Source organism: Pseudomonas sp. LBUM1670, assembly GCF_059695695.1.
In genome coordinates, this window is the sequence record NZ_CP166783.1 from 5,113,247 (window position 1) to 5,126,401 (window position 13,155).

Annotated in this window: 8 protein-coding genes; 5 read left to right on the forward strand and 3 right to left on the reverse strand. The window is 61.3% G+C overall.

Annotation, left to right across the window (positions count from 1 at the left end; all coding sequences use genetic code 11):
* Positions 1-135 precede the first annotated feature (135 nt).
* Positions 136-4,446, forward strand: coding sequence for a DEAD/DEAH box helicase (locus tag ACA073_RS23385; protein WP_497399842.1), 4,311 nt, complete (start codon positions 136-138; stop codon positions 4,444-4,446).
* Positions 4,447-4,581: 135 nt separating this feature from the next.
* Here ACA073_RS23385 and ACA073_RS23390 read toward each other — a convergent pair whose 3' ends face one another.
* Positions 4,582-6,699 (reverse strand): mechanosensitive ion channel family protein, encoded by a 2,118-nt coding sequence (locus ACA073_RS23390; RefSeq protein WP_497399844.1) that lies wholly within the window; start codon positions 6,697-6,699, stop codon positions 4,582-4,584.
* A 306-nt stretch (positions 6,700-7,005) separates the two neighbouring features.
* Here ACA073_RS23390 and ACA073_RS23395 point away from each other — a divergent pair, with 306 nt between their 5' ends.
* From ACA073_RS23395 to ACA073_RS23410, 4 genes are read left to right on the forward strand one after another with little or no spacing between them, the layout of a single operon-like run.
* Positions 7,006-7,932: a DUF72 domain-containing protein gene (locus ACA073_RS23395; RefSeq protein ID WP_497399846.1), complete on the forward strand. Its 927-nt coding sequence runs from the start codon at positions 7,006-7,008 to the stop codon at positions 7,930-7,932.
* Complete coding sequence (locus ACA073_RS23400; protein WP_497399848.1) at positions 7,929-8,726, forward strand: endonuclease/exonuclease/phosphatase family protein; 798 nt, start codon at positions 7,929-7,931, stop codon at positions 8,724-8,726. The genes ACA073_RS23395 and ACA073_RS23400 overlap by 4 nt, the downstream gene beginning before the upstream one ends.
* Entirely contained in the window at positions 8,723-10,018 is a 1,296-nt protein-coding gene (gene clsB / locus ACA073_RS23405; RefSeq protein WP_497399850.1) for a cardiolipin synthase ClsB, read from the forward strand. Before ACA073_RS23400 ends, clsB begins: the two co-directional genes overlap by 4 nt.
* Positions 10,005-10,991 carry a lysylphosphatidylglycerol synthase domain-containing protein gene (locus tag ACA073_RS23410; protein WP_497399852.1) on the forward strand — a complete coding sequence of 329 codons (987 nt, stop codon included), beginning with the start codon at positions 10,005-10,007 and terminating at the stop codon, positions 10,989-10,991. Before clsB ends, ACA073_RS23410 begins: the two co-directional genes overlap by 14 nt.
* A 109-nt stretch (positions 10,992-11,100) precedes the next feature.
* Here the strand turns inward: ACA073_RS23410 and ACA073_RS23415 are convergent, their stop codons facing one another.
* Together ACA073_RS23415 and ACA073_RS23420 are read right to left on the reverse strand one after the other, a co-directional pair.
* Positions 11,101-11,859, reverse strand: a complete 759-nt coding sequence (locus ACA073_RS23415) for an alpha/beta hydrolase family protein (protein WP_497399854.1) — start codon at positions 11,857-11,859, stop codon at positions 11,101-11,103.
* Positions 11,849-12,958 carry a DUF3182 family protein gene (locus ACA073_RS23420; RefSeq protein WP_497399856.1) on the reverse strand — a complete coding sequence of 370 codons (1,110 nt, stop codon included), beginning with the start codon at positions 12,956-12,958 and terminating at the stop codon, positions 11,849-11,851. Before ACA073_RS23420 ends, ACA073_RS23415 begins: the two co-directional genes overlap by 11 nt.
* Between the last annotated feature and the right edge of the window lie 197 nt (positions 12,959-13,155).

The following is a 13,155-nucleotide window of genomic DNA, read 5'->3' on the forward strand; positions in this document are numbered from 1 at the left end:
CTCTGTCGTACACAAATTTTGTATCTACTGGAGATGCAATGTGGGAGCGGGCTTGCTCGCGAAGAGGCCATAAGGATCACCGCAGATCCCCAGCGGTACTTGCATCTTCCCATCCCCACCCGCATAAATTGTTGCATGAATCTGCCCATTCCCACGGACGCTGCACTGGCAGGCTTCCACCCCGCCGTCAGCGCCTGGTTCAGCAGCACCTTCCCGACGGTCACCGCCGCCCAGGCCCGGGCGTGGCCGCTGATCCGCCAGCACCGTTCGACCCTGATCGCTGCGCCCACCGGTTCCGGCAAAACCCTCACCGCGTTTCTCGCCGTCATCGACGATCTGGTTCACCGTGGGCTGGAAACCGCAGGCGGTTTGCCTGACGAAACGCTGGTGGTCTACGTCTCGCCGCTCAAGGCCTTGTCCAACGACATCCAGATCAACCTGCAAAACCCGCTGGCCGGGATCACTGAACAGTTACGTGCGATGGGCTTGCCCGAGCTGCAGATCAATACCGCCGTGCGCACCGGCGACACGCCACAAAAAGACCGCTCGGCGATGCGCAAAACCGCGCCGCACATTCTGGTCACCACCCCGGAATCCCTTTACGTGCTGCTCGGCTCCGACTCCGGCCGGCAAATGCTCAGCACCACGCGCACGGTCATCGTCGACGAAATCCACGCCATCGCCGCCAGCAAACGCGGCAGCCACCTGGCCCTGAGCCTTGAACGATTGCAGGCGTTGTGCGCCGTACCGTTGATGCGCATCGGCCTGTCCGCCACGCAAAAACCGATCGAAGCCGTCTCGCGTTTTTTGGTGGGACGTGATCGCGAGTGCGAAATCATCGACATCGGCCACGCCCGTCCACGGGATCTGGGCATCGAAGTACCACCGGTACCGTTGTCGGCGGTGATGGCCAATGATGTCTGGGAATTGGTCTACGACCGGCTCGCGGCCCTCGCCCGCGAACACCGCACCACGCTGATTTTCGTCAACACCCGACGCTTGGCCGAACGCTTGAGCCGGCATTTGAGCGAGCGTCTCGGCAAGGAAGCGGTCGCCGCCCACCACGGCAGCCTGGCCAAGGAGTTTCGCCTGGACGCCGAACAGCGGCTCAAGCGCGGCGACCTGCAAGTGCTGATCGCCACGGCGTCGCTGGAACTGGGGATCGACATCGGCGATGTCGATCTGGTCTGCCAGATCGCCTCGCCGCGCTCGATTGCCGGGTTTCTGCAACGGGTCGGTCGTTCCGGCCACCAGGTCGGCGGTACGCCGAAGGGCCGGTTATTCGCCACCACCCGCGACGATCTGATCGAATGCACCGCCCTGCTCGACTGCGTGCGCCGGGGCGAACTCGACACCTTGCAGATCCCTGAAGCGCCGCTGGACGTGTTGGCCCAACAGATCATTGCCGAGGTCAGTTGCCAGGAATGGCAGGAGCAAGCGCTGCTGGAGATGTTCCGCAAAGCCTCGCCCTACACCGAACTCGACGAAAAACATTTCCAGGCGCTGCTACAGATGCTCGCCGAAGGCTACAACGGTCGCCAGGGCATCCGCAGCGCTTACCTGCACCGCGACGCCGTGACCCGCACGTTGCGCGGTCGGCGTGGCAGCAAGCTGACCGCCGTCACCAGCGGCGGCACCATTCCGGACAACGCCGACTACAGCGTGCTGCTGGAACCGCAAGGGCTGAACATCGGCAGCGTCAACGAAGACTTCGCTGTAGAAAGCATCGCCGGCGATATCTTTCAACTGGGCAATACGTCGTACCGAATCCTGCGGGTCGACACCGGCAAGGTCCGGGTCGAAGATGCCCAGGGCCAGCCGCCGACCATTCCGTTCTGGCTCGGTGAAGCGCCGGGGCGCAGTGCCGAACTGTCCTTCGCCGTGGCGCGCCTGCAAGCGCAACTCGATGAGCTGCTCGGCGCCACGCCCGGCAACTTGCAGCCCGCCCTCGACTGGCTGACCGACACCCTCGATCTGAACCTCGCCAGCGCCGAACAACTGGTGGATTACCTCGCCCGCGCGCGCCTGACATTGGGCGCCCTGCCGTCGCAGGACACGCTGCTGATGGAGCGTTTTTTCGACGAATCCGGCGGCACGCAACTGATCATCCACACGCCGTTCGGCAGCCGTATCAACCGCGCGTGGGGCCTGGCCTTGCGCAAGCGATTCTGCCGCACCTTCAATTTCGAATTGCAGGCCGCCGCCAGTGAAGACGCGATCGTCCTGTCGCTGTCCACCAGCCACAGTTTCGAGCTCGACGATGTCTGGCGCTACCTGCACAGCAACAGCGCCGAGCACCTGCTGATTCAAGCGGTACTCGATGCGCCGCTGTTCGGCGTGCGCTGGCGCTGGAATGCCGGGGTCGCGCTGGCGTTGCCGCGTTACAGCGGCGGACGCAAAGTCGCTCCGCAGATCCAGCGGATGAAAAGCGAAGACCTGATCGCCAGCGTGTTTCCCGAGCAGATTGCCTGCGTGGAAAACCTCGCTGGGGAACGGGAGATTCCAGAACATCCACTGGTAGAACAAACCCTCGACGATTGCCTCCACGAAGCCATGGACTGCGAAGGCTGGCTGACCTTGCTGCGGCGCATGGAAAACGGCGACGTTCGCCTGATCAGCCGCGACCTGCCGGCGCCCTCGCCACTGGCCGCAGAAATTCTCAGCGCCCGGCCTTACACCTTTCTTGACGATGCGCCGCTGGAAGAGCGCCGCACCCAAGCCGTGCTCAACCGGCGCTGGACCGATCCGCAGTCCACCGACGACCTCGGCGCGCTGGATGCCGAGGCGATTCAAGCGGTGCGCGATGAGGCCTGGCCGACGCCGACCGGCATTGATGAAATGCACGAGGCACTGATGAGTCTGGCGTGCATCAGCGATACCGAGGCGCAGGCCAATTTGCAGTGGCTCGATTGGCTGAACGTACTTGCCGAGGGCGGTCGCGCCAGTCGTTTGCAGGTCGATGCCGAGCGATCACTGTGGCTGGCGCTTGAACGACTGACGTGCCTGCGGGCGATTTATCCACAGGCGATTTGGCTGCCACCGCTGGAGGCGCTGCCGGGGTTCGATGAAGTCTGGGAGACGGACGAGGCGGTGCTGGAAGTCATCCGCGCGCGGCTCAGCGCGTTTGGTCCGTTGCCGCTGAGCGCGATTGCTGAACCTCTGGGATTACCTGCGATACAAGTCACCCAGGCGCTGGCGCAACTGGAACGAGAAGGTTATGTGCTGCGCGGACAATTCACTCCCGGCGCGGATCTGGAAGAATGGTGCGAGCGGCATCTACTGGCGCGGATTCATCGCTACACGGTCAAGCGTTTGCGGCGGGAAATCGAGCCGGTGGCGTTGCAGGATTTCATGCGTTTTCTGTTCGACTGGCAGCACCTTTCTGCGGCGACTCAGGGTCAGGGCAGCGCCGTGTTGCCAGCGATTGTCGGTCAATTCGAAGGCTACCCCGCCGCCGCTTCCGCCTGGGACAGCGACATTCTGCCGGCGCGGATCAAAGGTTATTCGGCAAGTTGGCTGGATGACCTGTGCCGCAGCGGCAAACTGGTCTGGACGCGCCTGACTGCGCACAATAAAAACGCCAGCACCGCGTTGCGCAGCACGCCAATCGTGTTGTTGCCGCGCAGTCAGGTCGGGTTGTGGAGCAGTCTGACCGAGCAGACACCGGTCAGCGAACTGTCACCCAAAACCCAAAAGGTTTACGAAGCCCTCAGCCAGCACGGCGCACTGTTTTTCGATGAGCTGATTCACGAGGCTCATCTGCTGCGCTCGGAGTTGGAAATTGCCTTGCAGGAACTGGTCGGCGCGGGGTTGGTGAACGCCGACAGCTTTGCCGGTTTGCGCGCGCTGATTACCCCGGCGAGTAAACGCCAGGCCCGCAGCAGCCGACGCGGACGCGGGGCATTTATCGGCGGCATGGACGATGCCGGTCGCTGGGCTTTGCTTCGACGCGGGGCGCCAGCGCCGGTGCTGGATAACAAACGTCCAACGCCGAGCGATACGTTGGAGCACATCGCGATGACCTTGCTGCGGCGCTACGGCGTGGTGTTCTGGCGTCTGCTGGAACGCGAAGCGGACTGGTTACCGAGCTGGCGCGAATTGCTGCGCACGTTCCATCGGCTGGAGGCGCGAGGCGAGATTCGCGGTGGGCGGTTCGTCAGTGGTTTGGCCGGTGAGCAGTTTGCTTTGCCCGAGGCGATTCCGTTGCTGCGGGAAGTCCGGCGACGGGCACATGACGGGAGTTTGATCGCGGTGTGCGGAGTTGATCCGCTGAACCTGGCCGGCACGCTGTTACCCGGCGCGAAAGTGCCGGCGTTGGCGAGTAATCGGCTGGTGTATCGGGATGGTCTTCCGGTGGCTGCGGTGATTGCCGGCAAGCCGGTTTTCTGGGTGGAGCTGGATCAGCGAGGCAGTACCGAACTGCATAACAAACTGATCCGGTATTGATGTTATCTGGGCCGGCCTCTTCGCGAGCAAGCCCGCTCCCACAGTGGATCTCAGTCGTTCACAAATGCTGTGTTCGCTGAAGATCTACTGTGGGAGCGGGCTTGCTCGCGAAGAGGCCATCACTGCCGATAAAAATCATCGAACACTCGACTGATCCGGCAGCAACACCGATGAATGCTCCTGCGGCGCCCCGTCATCCACCAGCTCATCTACCCGCCGCTTCGGCATCAAAACCTGCTGTGGATAAGTCTGCGCAAAATGTACCCAAGGGCTGTTATCCACAAGCTTTTTCAGACGCTGGTTAAAGGCCCGGCTCACCGCATACTGCCCACCCGACACCGTACGGAACTGCGCCGTCAACACCACCCCGTTGAGGTCCATTTTGTCGACACCAAATACATCCAGCGGCCCTTGCAGGTTGTACTTGAGAAACGCGTCGTCACGAATCGAATCCCCCGCCTCGCGAATCAGCTCGATGGCCTTTTCGACGTCGGTGTCATAGGTGAACTGCACCGAGAAAAACGCATAGGCGAATTGCCGCGACTGGTTTGTCACGGCCTTGATCTGCCCGAACGGCACCGAGTGCACAAACCCCTTGCCGTCGCGCAGGCGTAAGGTGCGGATGGTCAGGCCTTCGACGGTGCCGGCATGCCCGGAGTCGAGCACCACCCAGTCACCGATAGACAGCGTGTCTTCAATGATGATGAACAGGCCGGTGATCACGTCCTGCACCAGTTGCTGCGAGCCAAAACCGATGGCCAGACCGACCACCCCGGCACCGGCCAGCAGCGGCGCGACGTTGATCCCGAGGTTGGCCATGGTGGTGATTGCGCAGATCACCACCAGGATGATTTTGATCGCGTTGCGCAGCAACGGCAGGATGGTTTTGATCCGCGTACTGGGCTGTGTCGTGCGTTTATTGATCGGCGGTTTCAAAGCTTCCTGAATCGCGGTATCGAGCACCACCCACAGTAACCAGGTCACCAGAAAGATCAGGCCCATGCTGCTCAGCGACTCACTGATCGCCCGGCCCACCGAGTTGCGCTCGGCGAACTCGAACAGCGACACGCCCCAGATCCGCCCAAGGATTTCGATGAAAGCCACGGCCGTGACAATCCGCAGTAACGCGTGAAGCAGACTAAGAAAGCGCTCCTTGTAGGCGCTGCTGCGCTGGAGCGCTGCGGCTTTTCGGGATTTGAACAGGTGCTGGAAAATCGTGCTGAGGAACACCGTGGCGATCAGCAGAATGGTGGTGAACAACGCACAGCGCAGGGCTTTCTGATTGTCCTCGCCGACGCCGATCAGGTTGATCGCCGAGACCATCACCATCAGCAGAATCGGCCAGTACCAAAGCCCGGAAAAGATCCGCAGGGATTCCTGCAACGAAGGCTGTTTCAAGCGCTGCGCCAGCGGCCGATTGCGGATCAAATGCGCCACCGGACGCCTCAGGCGAATCACCAGTAATCCGAAGATGATCGAGGCAAACAGGCCGGTAAACACTGCGATGCTGCTAGTGATGTTGCCGCCCAGTTGTCGGGCGATCTGCGGGCTGGTCAAGGCATCGCTGAGCGCCGCGAGGAAGCCGATAAGGAACAGCGGTTTGGGGCAGTAATCACGAATGATCTGCACCGCCCGGCGTTTGTGGCCGGTGTTGAACATGACGATCACGCACAAAAGCATCGAGGTGGAAAAAATGCCGCTGCTGGTGGCGTAGGCAAAACACAGGGCCAGCGCCCGGCCCACCGAGTTCGGCAGAAAATGGCTGACGTATAGCGTCAGCGGCAGGCAGATCAATGCGGGAATCGTGTACGGCAGCAGGTAGCCGAGCAGGTCCTGGCTGCGCTGGTATTTTCGAAAGAACCGCCCTTCGCTCAAGCGTTTGTCCAGCAGTCCGCCGAGCACCGTGAGCAAGGCGAACACGCCGAGCCAGACGCCGGACAACAACAGGAAATCGCCGACCACGCTCATCGGTGAGCGAGACGAGGGCTGATTGACCAGTTTGTCGACTTCATCCGCCGCCCGATCCGCCCGCAGGCGCCAGGCGTCGACCAGGTTTTCGTTGAGGTCGAGCTTGTCCTGAACGTCGTCAATGCTGGAACTGATCGCCCCGAGCAGGCCGCCCTGGACCAGTGGTTCAGGTTTCGCCGGCTCCTCGGCTGCGGCGGGAAGGCCCGGCAGCGTGGCGGCTTCCAGCTCGTTGCTGCCCAGAAACAGCAACGCCCCCAGTAACATCGCGGTCTTGAACTTGAGCAAAACGGGGAGCTCCTCGCAAAGGGTCTGTAAGGAACTGATTGATAAACGCCCGGCAAGTTCGGTTTTGGCCGAGAGATAACCCCACACCGTCGTTTTCCCCTGTGGCAGCGGGCTTGCTCGCGAAGGCGGTGTGTCAGTCCACATAAATGCTGGATGTGTCACCGCCTTCGCGAGCAAGCCCGCTCCCACAATGGATCCGTGGTGTTCTTTAGACAGTTACCGTCCGTAGCCCTGTCGAAACTTTCTCGCTTGCCCCGCAGTCATCAAAAGACGGGGTAATCCGGGGACCATCCGACGGGAGGCGACATGGCGGCGATTCACATTGGTATTTCAGGCTGGCGCTACACACCCTGGCGGGGTGATTTCTACCCGAAGGGGCTGACCCAGAAGCGCGAATTGCAGTTCGCGTCACGGGCGGTCAACAGCATCGAAATCAATGGATCGTTTTACGCCCTGCAACGGCCCGAACGTTACGCTGAGTGGTACGACGAAACCCCGGCAGACTTCGTCTTCAGCATCAAAGCCCCACGTTTCATCACCCACATCAAACGCCTGCGGGATATCCACAAACCCCTGGCGAATTTCTTTGCCTCCGGCGTGCTGGAGCTCAAGGAAAAACTCGGCCCGGTCCTCTGGCAATTTCCGCCCAATTTCAAATTCGACGCCGAGCTGTTCGAACACTTTCTTGAGCAATTACCCCACGACACCGAACAGGCCGCTACCCTCGCCCGTCAGCATGATTCGCACGTGAACGGTCACGCCAGCATGAAGGCGTACAAGAAAAAGCCTTTGCGCCATGCCGTGGAAATTCGCCACGAGAGCTTCGTCGACCCGGCGTTCGTGCGGTTGCTCAAACGCCATAACGCTGCGCTGGTGATCGCCGACACCGCCGGCAAATGGCCGTACCGCGAAGACATCACCAGCGACTTCGTCTACCTGCGTCTGCATGGCGCCGAAGAACTCTATGCCAGCGGCTACACCCCCGAGGCGTTGGATCGCTGGGGCGAGCGGATCGAAGCCTGGAACCACGGCCGGCAACCGTCAGACCCGCAATTGATCGCACCGCGGCAAAAGCCCAAGGCGCGCAAATCCCGCGAAGTGTTTTGCTATTTCGACAATGACATCAAAGTCCGCGCGCCCTTCGATGCCCGCCGTTTGCTCGAGCACTTTCATCTCGACAAGAGCCTCGCCACCACTCCCGGCGAACCTGCTGCCGAAGGGGTGCTGCCATGAATGGGCCCGAGCCGTTCAGCGCCGCCGATGATCAACAGCAAACCATGGCCGCCGTGCGCCGCTTCACCGTGCTGACGGTCAACACGCACAAGGGTTTTACCGCGCTCAACCGGCGTTTCATCCTGCCGGAACTGCGTGAAGCGGTGCGCAGCGTGTCCGCCGACGTGGTGTTTTTGCAGGAAGTCCACGGCACCCACGAGCACCATCCCCAGCGCTACAGCAACTGGCCGACGATGCCGCAGTACGAATTCCTCGCCGATACGCTGTGGCCGCAGTTCGCCTACGGACGCAACGCGGTCTACCCGGCGGGCGATCACGGCAATGCGCTGCTGTCGAAATTCCAGATCATTCGTCACGACAACCTCGACGTGTCTATCAGCGGACACGAGAACCGCGGCATCCTGCATTGCGTATTGCGTCTGCCCGGCGACGGCCCGGAAGTGCACGCAATTTGCGTCCATTTGGGGCTGCGCGAAACCCATCGCAATGAACAGCTGAAGCTGCTGGTCCAGCGCCTCGAAGAATTGCCGACCGACGCTCCGGTGATTGTCGCCGGCGACTTCAACGACTGGCGCCAGCGCGCCGATGCGCTGCTCAAGCCCTGTGGCCTGCGCGAGGTGTTCGCCGAACACCACGGCAAACCGGCGCGCAGTTTCCCGGCGCGTTTACCGGCCTTGCGCCTGGACCGCATTTACGTGCGCAACCTCAAGACCAGCCGCCCGAAAGTCCTGGCGGCGCGGCCCTGGTCACACCTTTCCGACCACGCACCGCTATCGGTGGAGATCGAGCTATGAGCAGCGCTCCAATGGAAAAAACCACCGTGGAACACCTGGCCACCCACCCGTCGGTCCGTGCGCCCGGCGTGATCGACGTCCACTACGGTTGGCAGGGCAACAATCTGGTGGAACTCCTGGAAAACGGCGAAGCCTATTTTCCGCGGGTGTTCGAGGCCATGCGCCAGGCCAAGACGGAAATCCTCCTGGAAACTTTCATCGTGTTCGAGGACAAGGTCGGCAACGAGCTGCAGCAAGTGCTGATCGACGCGGCGCAACGCGGCGTACGGGTCACCGCCAACCTCGACGGCTTTGGCTGCGGTGAGCTGACCACCAGCTATCTCGCTGCGTTGAGCGAGGCCGGCGTGAGCATTCAGATATTTGATCCGGCGCCGAAGCATCTTGGCGTTCGCACCAACTGGTTCCGGCGCCTGCACCGCAAGATCGTGGTGGTCGACGGCACGATCGCGTTCATCGGCGGGATCAACTTTTCCGCCGACCATCTGGCCGACTTCGGCCCCGAGGCCAAACAGGATTACTCGGTTGAAGTACAAGGCCCGGCGGTGGCCGACATTCATCACTTCACGCTGCTGCAAAGTGGTCGCCCGGCGCGTGCCAAATACTGGTGGCAACGGCGCCGGCAGCGGCGTTCGGAACTGGCCTTAAGCGACCACGATGGCCAGGTTCGTCTGGTCTACCGCGACAACGGTGATCACCAGACCGACATCGAAGAGGTTTATCGACAAGTGCTGCGCAGTGCCCAGCGCCGCGTGGTCATCGCCAACGCCTACTTCTTCCCGGGCTATCGCCTGCTGCGCGAGATTCGCAACGCCGCTCGCCGAGGGGTCGATGTCCGCCTGATTCTGCAAGGTCAGCCGGACATGATGGTGGCCAAACTGGCGGCGCGCATGACCTATGACTACCTGCTCAAAGCCGGCGTGCAGATTCACGAATATTGCGAGCGCCCGTTGCATGGCAAGGTCGCGCTGGTGGACGAAGACTGGAGCACCGTCGGTTCGAGCAACCTCGACCCGCTGAGCCTGTCGCTGAACCTGGAAGCCAATGTGCTGATCCGCGATCGCGCCTTCAACCGCGACCTGTTCGAACGCCTTGAGGTGCTGAGCAACAACCACTGCAAAGCCATGTGTGCGGAAAAATCCCCCCGTGGTCGGGTCTGGCACATGACCGTCGGTTTTCTGGTGTTTCACTGCCTGCGGCACTTCCCGGCGTGGGCCGGCTGGCTGCCGGCACACCAGCCGCGCTTGAAGCCCTTCACCCACCTCGCCGGGGGCGACCCTCATGAACCGCGCTGAAACACACTCGGCGCCTCACGCCGACAGCCTGCAAAAGTCGCGCTGGAGTCGCTGGAAGAAACCGCTGACGATGCTGTTTTTCCTGGCGCTGATCGTGCTATTCACGATGCTGGCCCAGCGCATCGAATGGAACGAGGTGTTCGACACCCTCGCCGACTTCAAGGTGCGCACGCTGATCATTGCGTCCGGGCTGACACTGGTGAGTTTTCTGGTGTACGCCTGCTTCGACCTGATCGGCCGCACCTACATTCGACAGGACCTGACCTGGAAGCAGATCCTGCCGGTGGGCATCATCAGCTATGCGTTCAACCTCAATCTCAGCGCCTGGGTCGGCGGCATCGCCATGCGATATCGCCTGTATTCGCGGCTCGGCGTGAGCAAAAGCAATATCGCGAAGATCCTCGGCCTGAGCCTGGCGACGAACTGGTTCGGCTACATGGTGATTGCCGGCGCGGTGTTCAGCAGCGGACTGGTACGGATGCCACCCGGCTGGAAACTCAGCAGTGGTGCGTTGCAAGGTGTCGGGATTTTGTTGCTGCTGGTGAGCGCCGGATACCTGGCGGCCTGCCGGTTTGCCAAGCGACGCGAGTGGGCAATTCGTGGCGTGGAAATCAACCTGCCTTCCTTGCGCATGGCGGTGCTGCAATTGGCACTGGGTGCGCTGAACTGGTCGTTGATGGCGGCGGTGATTTTCACTTTGCTGCCGAGCAAACTGGATTATCCGCTGGTGCTCGGGGTGTTGCTGATCAGCGCCATCGCCGGGGTCATCACGCACATTCCGGCAGGGCTGGGTGTGCTGGAAGCGGTGTTTGTGGCGCTGCTGCAGCATGAGGTGTCGCGAGGAAGCCTGGTGGCGGGGTTGCTGGCGTATCGGGCGATTTATTTCATCCTGCCGTTGCTGATTACCTTGGTGATGTATTTGATCGTCGAGGCCAAGGCCAAGTCGCTGCGGATTGCGAAGAAACCTTCTTGAGAATGGCGGCGAAACGACAGGCGTCTTCGCGAGCAAGCCCGCTCCCACATTTGATCGCGGTCTAATGTGGGAGCGGGCTTGCTCGCGAAGGCGTCAGTCAGATCAGCACTTACTTGGATTGAATAATGCTCAACCGCTCACCCACCACCATCTCGGTAATCCAGTCCACCAGAATCGAGGTGTACGCCTGCTGCGAAACCGGCTCGCTCAACGCGTGATCCGCGCCGTCGATAATTCGGTGTGTCAGCGAATGGGTTTGCTGGCACGCGGCGCGGTAGCTCATGATCGTCGCGTGTGGCACGTAGTCGTCGGACTCAGACTCCACCAACAACACATCCCCGGTAAATTGCGCACAAGCATGCAACGCACGATTGCTGTCGGCGCGCACCAGCGTACTGCGGTAATCACGCAAAATCATCTTGTCCAGATCGCGCTTTGGCGTATGCCATTGCTCGTCGCGATACAGCGCCGGCACCCGCAACGCCAGCCAGCGTACCGGGCGCAATGAAGTCAGGATCGCCGCCAGGTAACCGCCATAACTGGTGCCGACCACGGCAATCGCCGAGGTATCGAGCGCCGGATGCGCGAGCAATCGGTCGTAAGCCGCCAGCAGGTCGCGCAGGTTGTCTTCTCGCGTGACCCGCGTCAGCGGAATGCCGGTGCCGCCGGTGTGCCCGCGCAAATCGAACGTCAGGCACACGCAGCCAAGACCGGCGATGCCTTTGGCCCGCTCGAGGTCGCGTTCCTGGCTGCCGCCCCAGCCGTGCACGAACAGCACGCCGGGGACTTTCGATTTGGGGCTGAGAAAAGTCCCGCTCATCTGTTCATCGTCGATGTCGATCTGAATGGTTTCGCTTCTAGCCGTCATAGGATTGGACCGTTACGTACTTGAGAAGAAATTCACTGTTTTGTGCCGGCCCGCGGTACACCTCGATGGCGTCCGCCGGCAGCGCCTGATCGTTGTAGGTTTCCACCGAAGACACGCGGATTGCGCGCATGCCCGGATCGTTGACGAAACTCTGCAACGCCGCCACTTCCGCGCTGCTCGCGCCGCCCATGCGCCAGGACTGCTCGAGTACGCCGCTGCGCTGCAGGCCGTTAGTGTCCAGGCCTTGCGCAATGTCGTAGTTGCGTCGCGACGCGTAGAAACCGGGATAGGCCTCGTCCGCCGCGTTGTCGAACACCTGCGCTTGCCGGATCGCCAATCGCACCTCATCGGGCAGATCCAGTCCGAGCAAATCGTCGTAGTCACCCTGCACCACGAGCAAGTTGGACCCTCCATAAACCTGCTCGCCCTGACCGTCTTTGGTCAAGTATTGATCACCGCAGTAGCTCAGCACTTTGTCGCCGATGAAGCTTTGGCCGACGCTATGGGTCACCACGTCGGTCAGGTCCTGTTCCAGTACCACGCCTTCGGCGAACAGCATTTGGGCATCGGGCCGCGCAAGGACTGCGTCGAACTGATCAAGGCTGTTGATCACCTCCTGACCCCGCCCGGCACAGGCATGAATCGGTTTCAAACGAATGGGGCCGCTGTAGAGCAAGTGTTCCGCCGCAGGACGCGCATCGTCGAGGGAAAACACGCTGAGGCCATCAAGCACCACGCTGCGCACCCGTTCGGAAAACAACGGCGACCAACCCTGCGGAGCATGAGCGTTTTTGTTGCGCAGGCCGTGGCTGATGGCTTTGGTGCAGATGAAATCATGCTCGACGTAGCCACCCCACAAATCCTCCGGTCCGCTGACGCCCAACTGCCGCGCGGCGGCGGCACCGACCAGTGTTTGGGTGGGCAACAGATAAAGGTCACGACCGCTGTGCTTTTGAGAGTCGTAACTGCCACCGAATTTGAGCCCGAGGACCTGCGCCAGCCAACGGGCCAGCGCGCGATTGGTTTCAACTTCATGTTGTGGCGCGTCGGGTCGCACCGAATGGGCGACTACCAGTTTCTTGCGGTTTGTTGGGGTCATGCGTCCCCCTTCAATCGGCGCTAGATGAATGTAGTTGTAGGGGTGCAGAGATCAGGCCAACGGCGCCCGGGGTGAAATGAACGACAATTCAAGAAGTTGCCGAATCGGTGATAGCACTAAGCCTGTCTTATTCTGCACGACACCTGTTTCACTTCCGGCAATTTGCACGACCCAAGCCTTGCATAGATTCACTGTGG

Bases quoted from the DNA above. Each gene is read 5' to 3' on its own strand.
- ACA073_RS23385 (WP_497399842.1), top strand. From the start codon at position 136: ATGAATCTGCCCATTCCCACGGACGCTGCACTGGCAGGCTTCCACCCC.
- ACA073_RS23395 (WP_497399846.1), top strand. From the start codon at position 7,006: ATGGCGGCGATTCACATTGGTATTTCAGGCTGGCGCTACACACCCTGG.
- ACA073_RS23400 (WP_497399848.1), top strand. From the start codon at position 7,929: ATGAATGGGCCCGAGCCGTTCAGCGCCGCCGATGATCAACAGCAAACC.
- clsB (WP_497399850.1), top strand. From the start codon at position 8,723: ATGAGCAGCGCTCCAATGGAAAAAACCACCGTGGAACACCTGGCCACC.
- ACA073_RS23410 (WP_497399852.1), top strand. From the start codon at position 10,005: ATGAACCGCGCTGAAACACACTCGGCGCCTCACGCCGACAGCCTGCAA.
- ACA073_RS23415 (WP_497399854.1), bottom strand. From the start codon at position 11,859: ATGACGGCTAGAAGCGAAACCATTCAGATCGACATCGACGATGAACAG.
- ACA073_RS23420 (WP_497399856.1), bottom strand. From the start codon at position 12,958: ATGACCCCAACAAACCGCAAGAAACTGGTAGTCGCCCATTCGGTGCGA.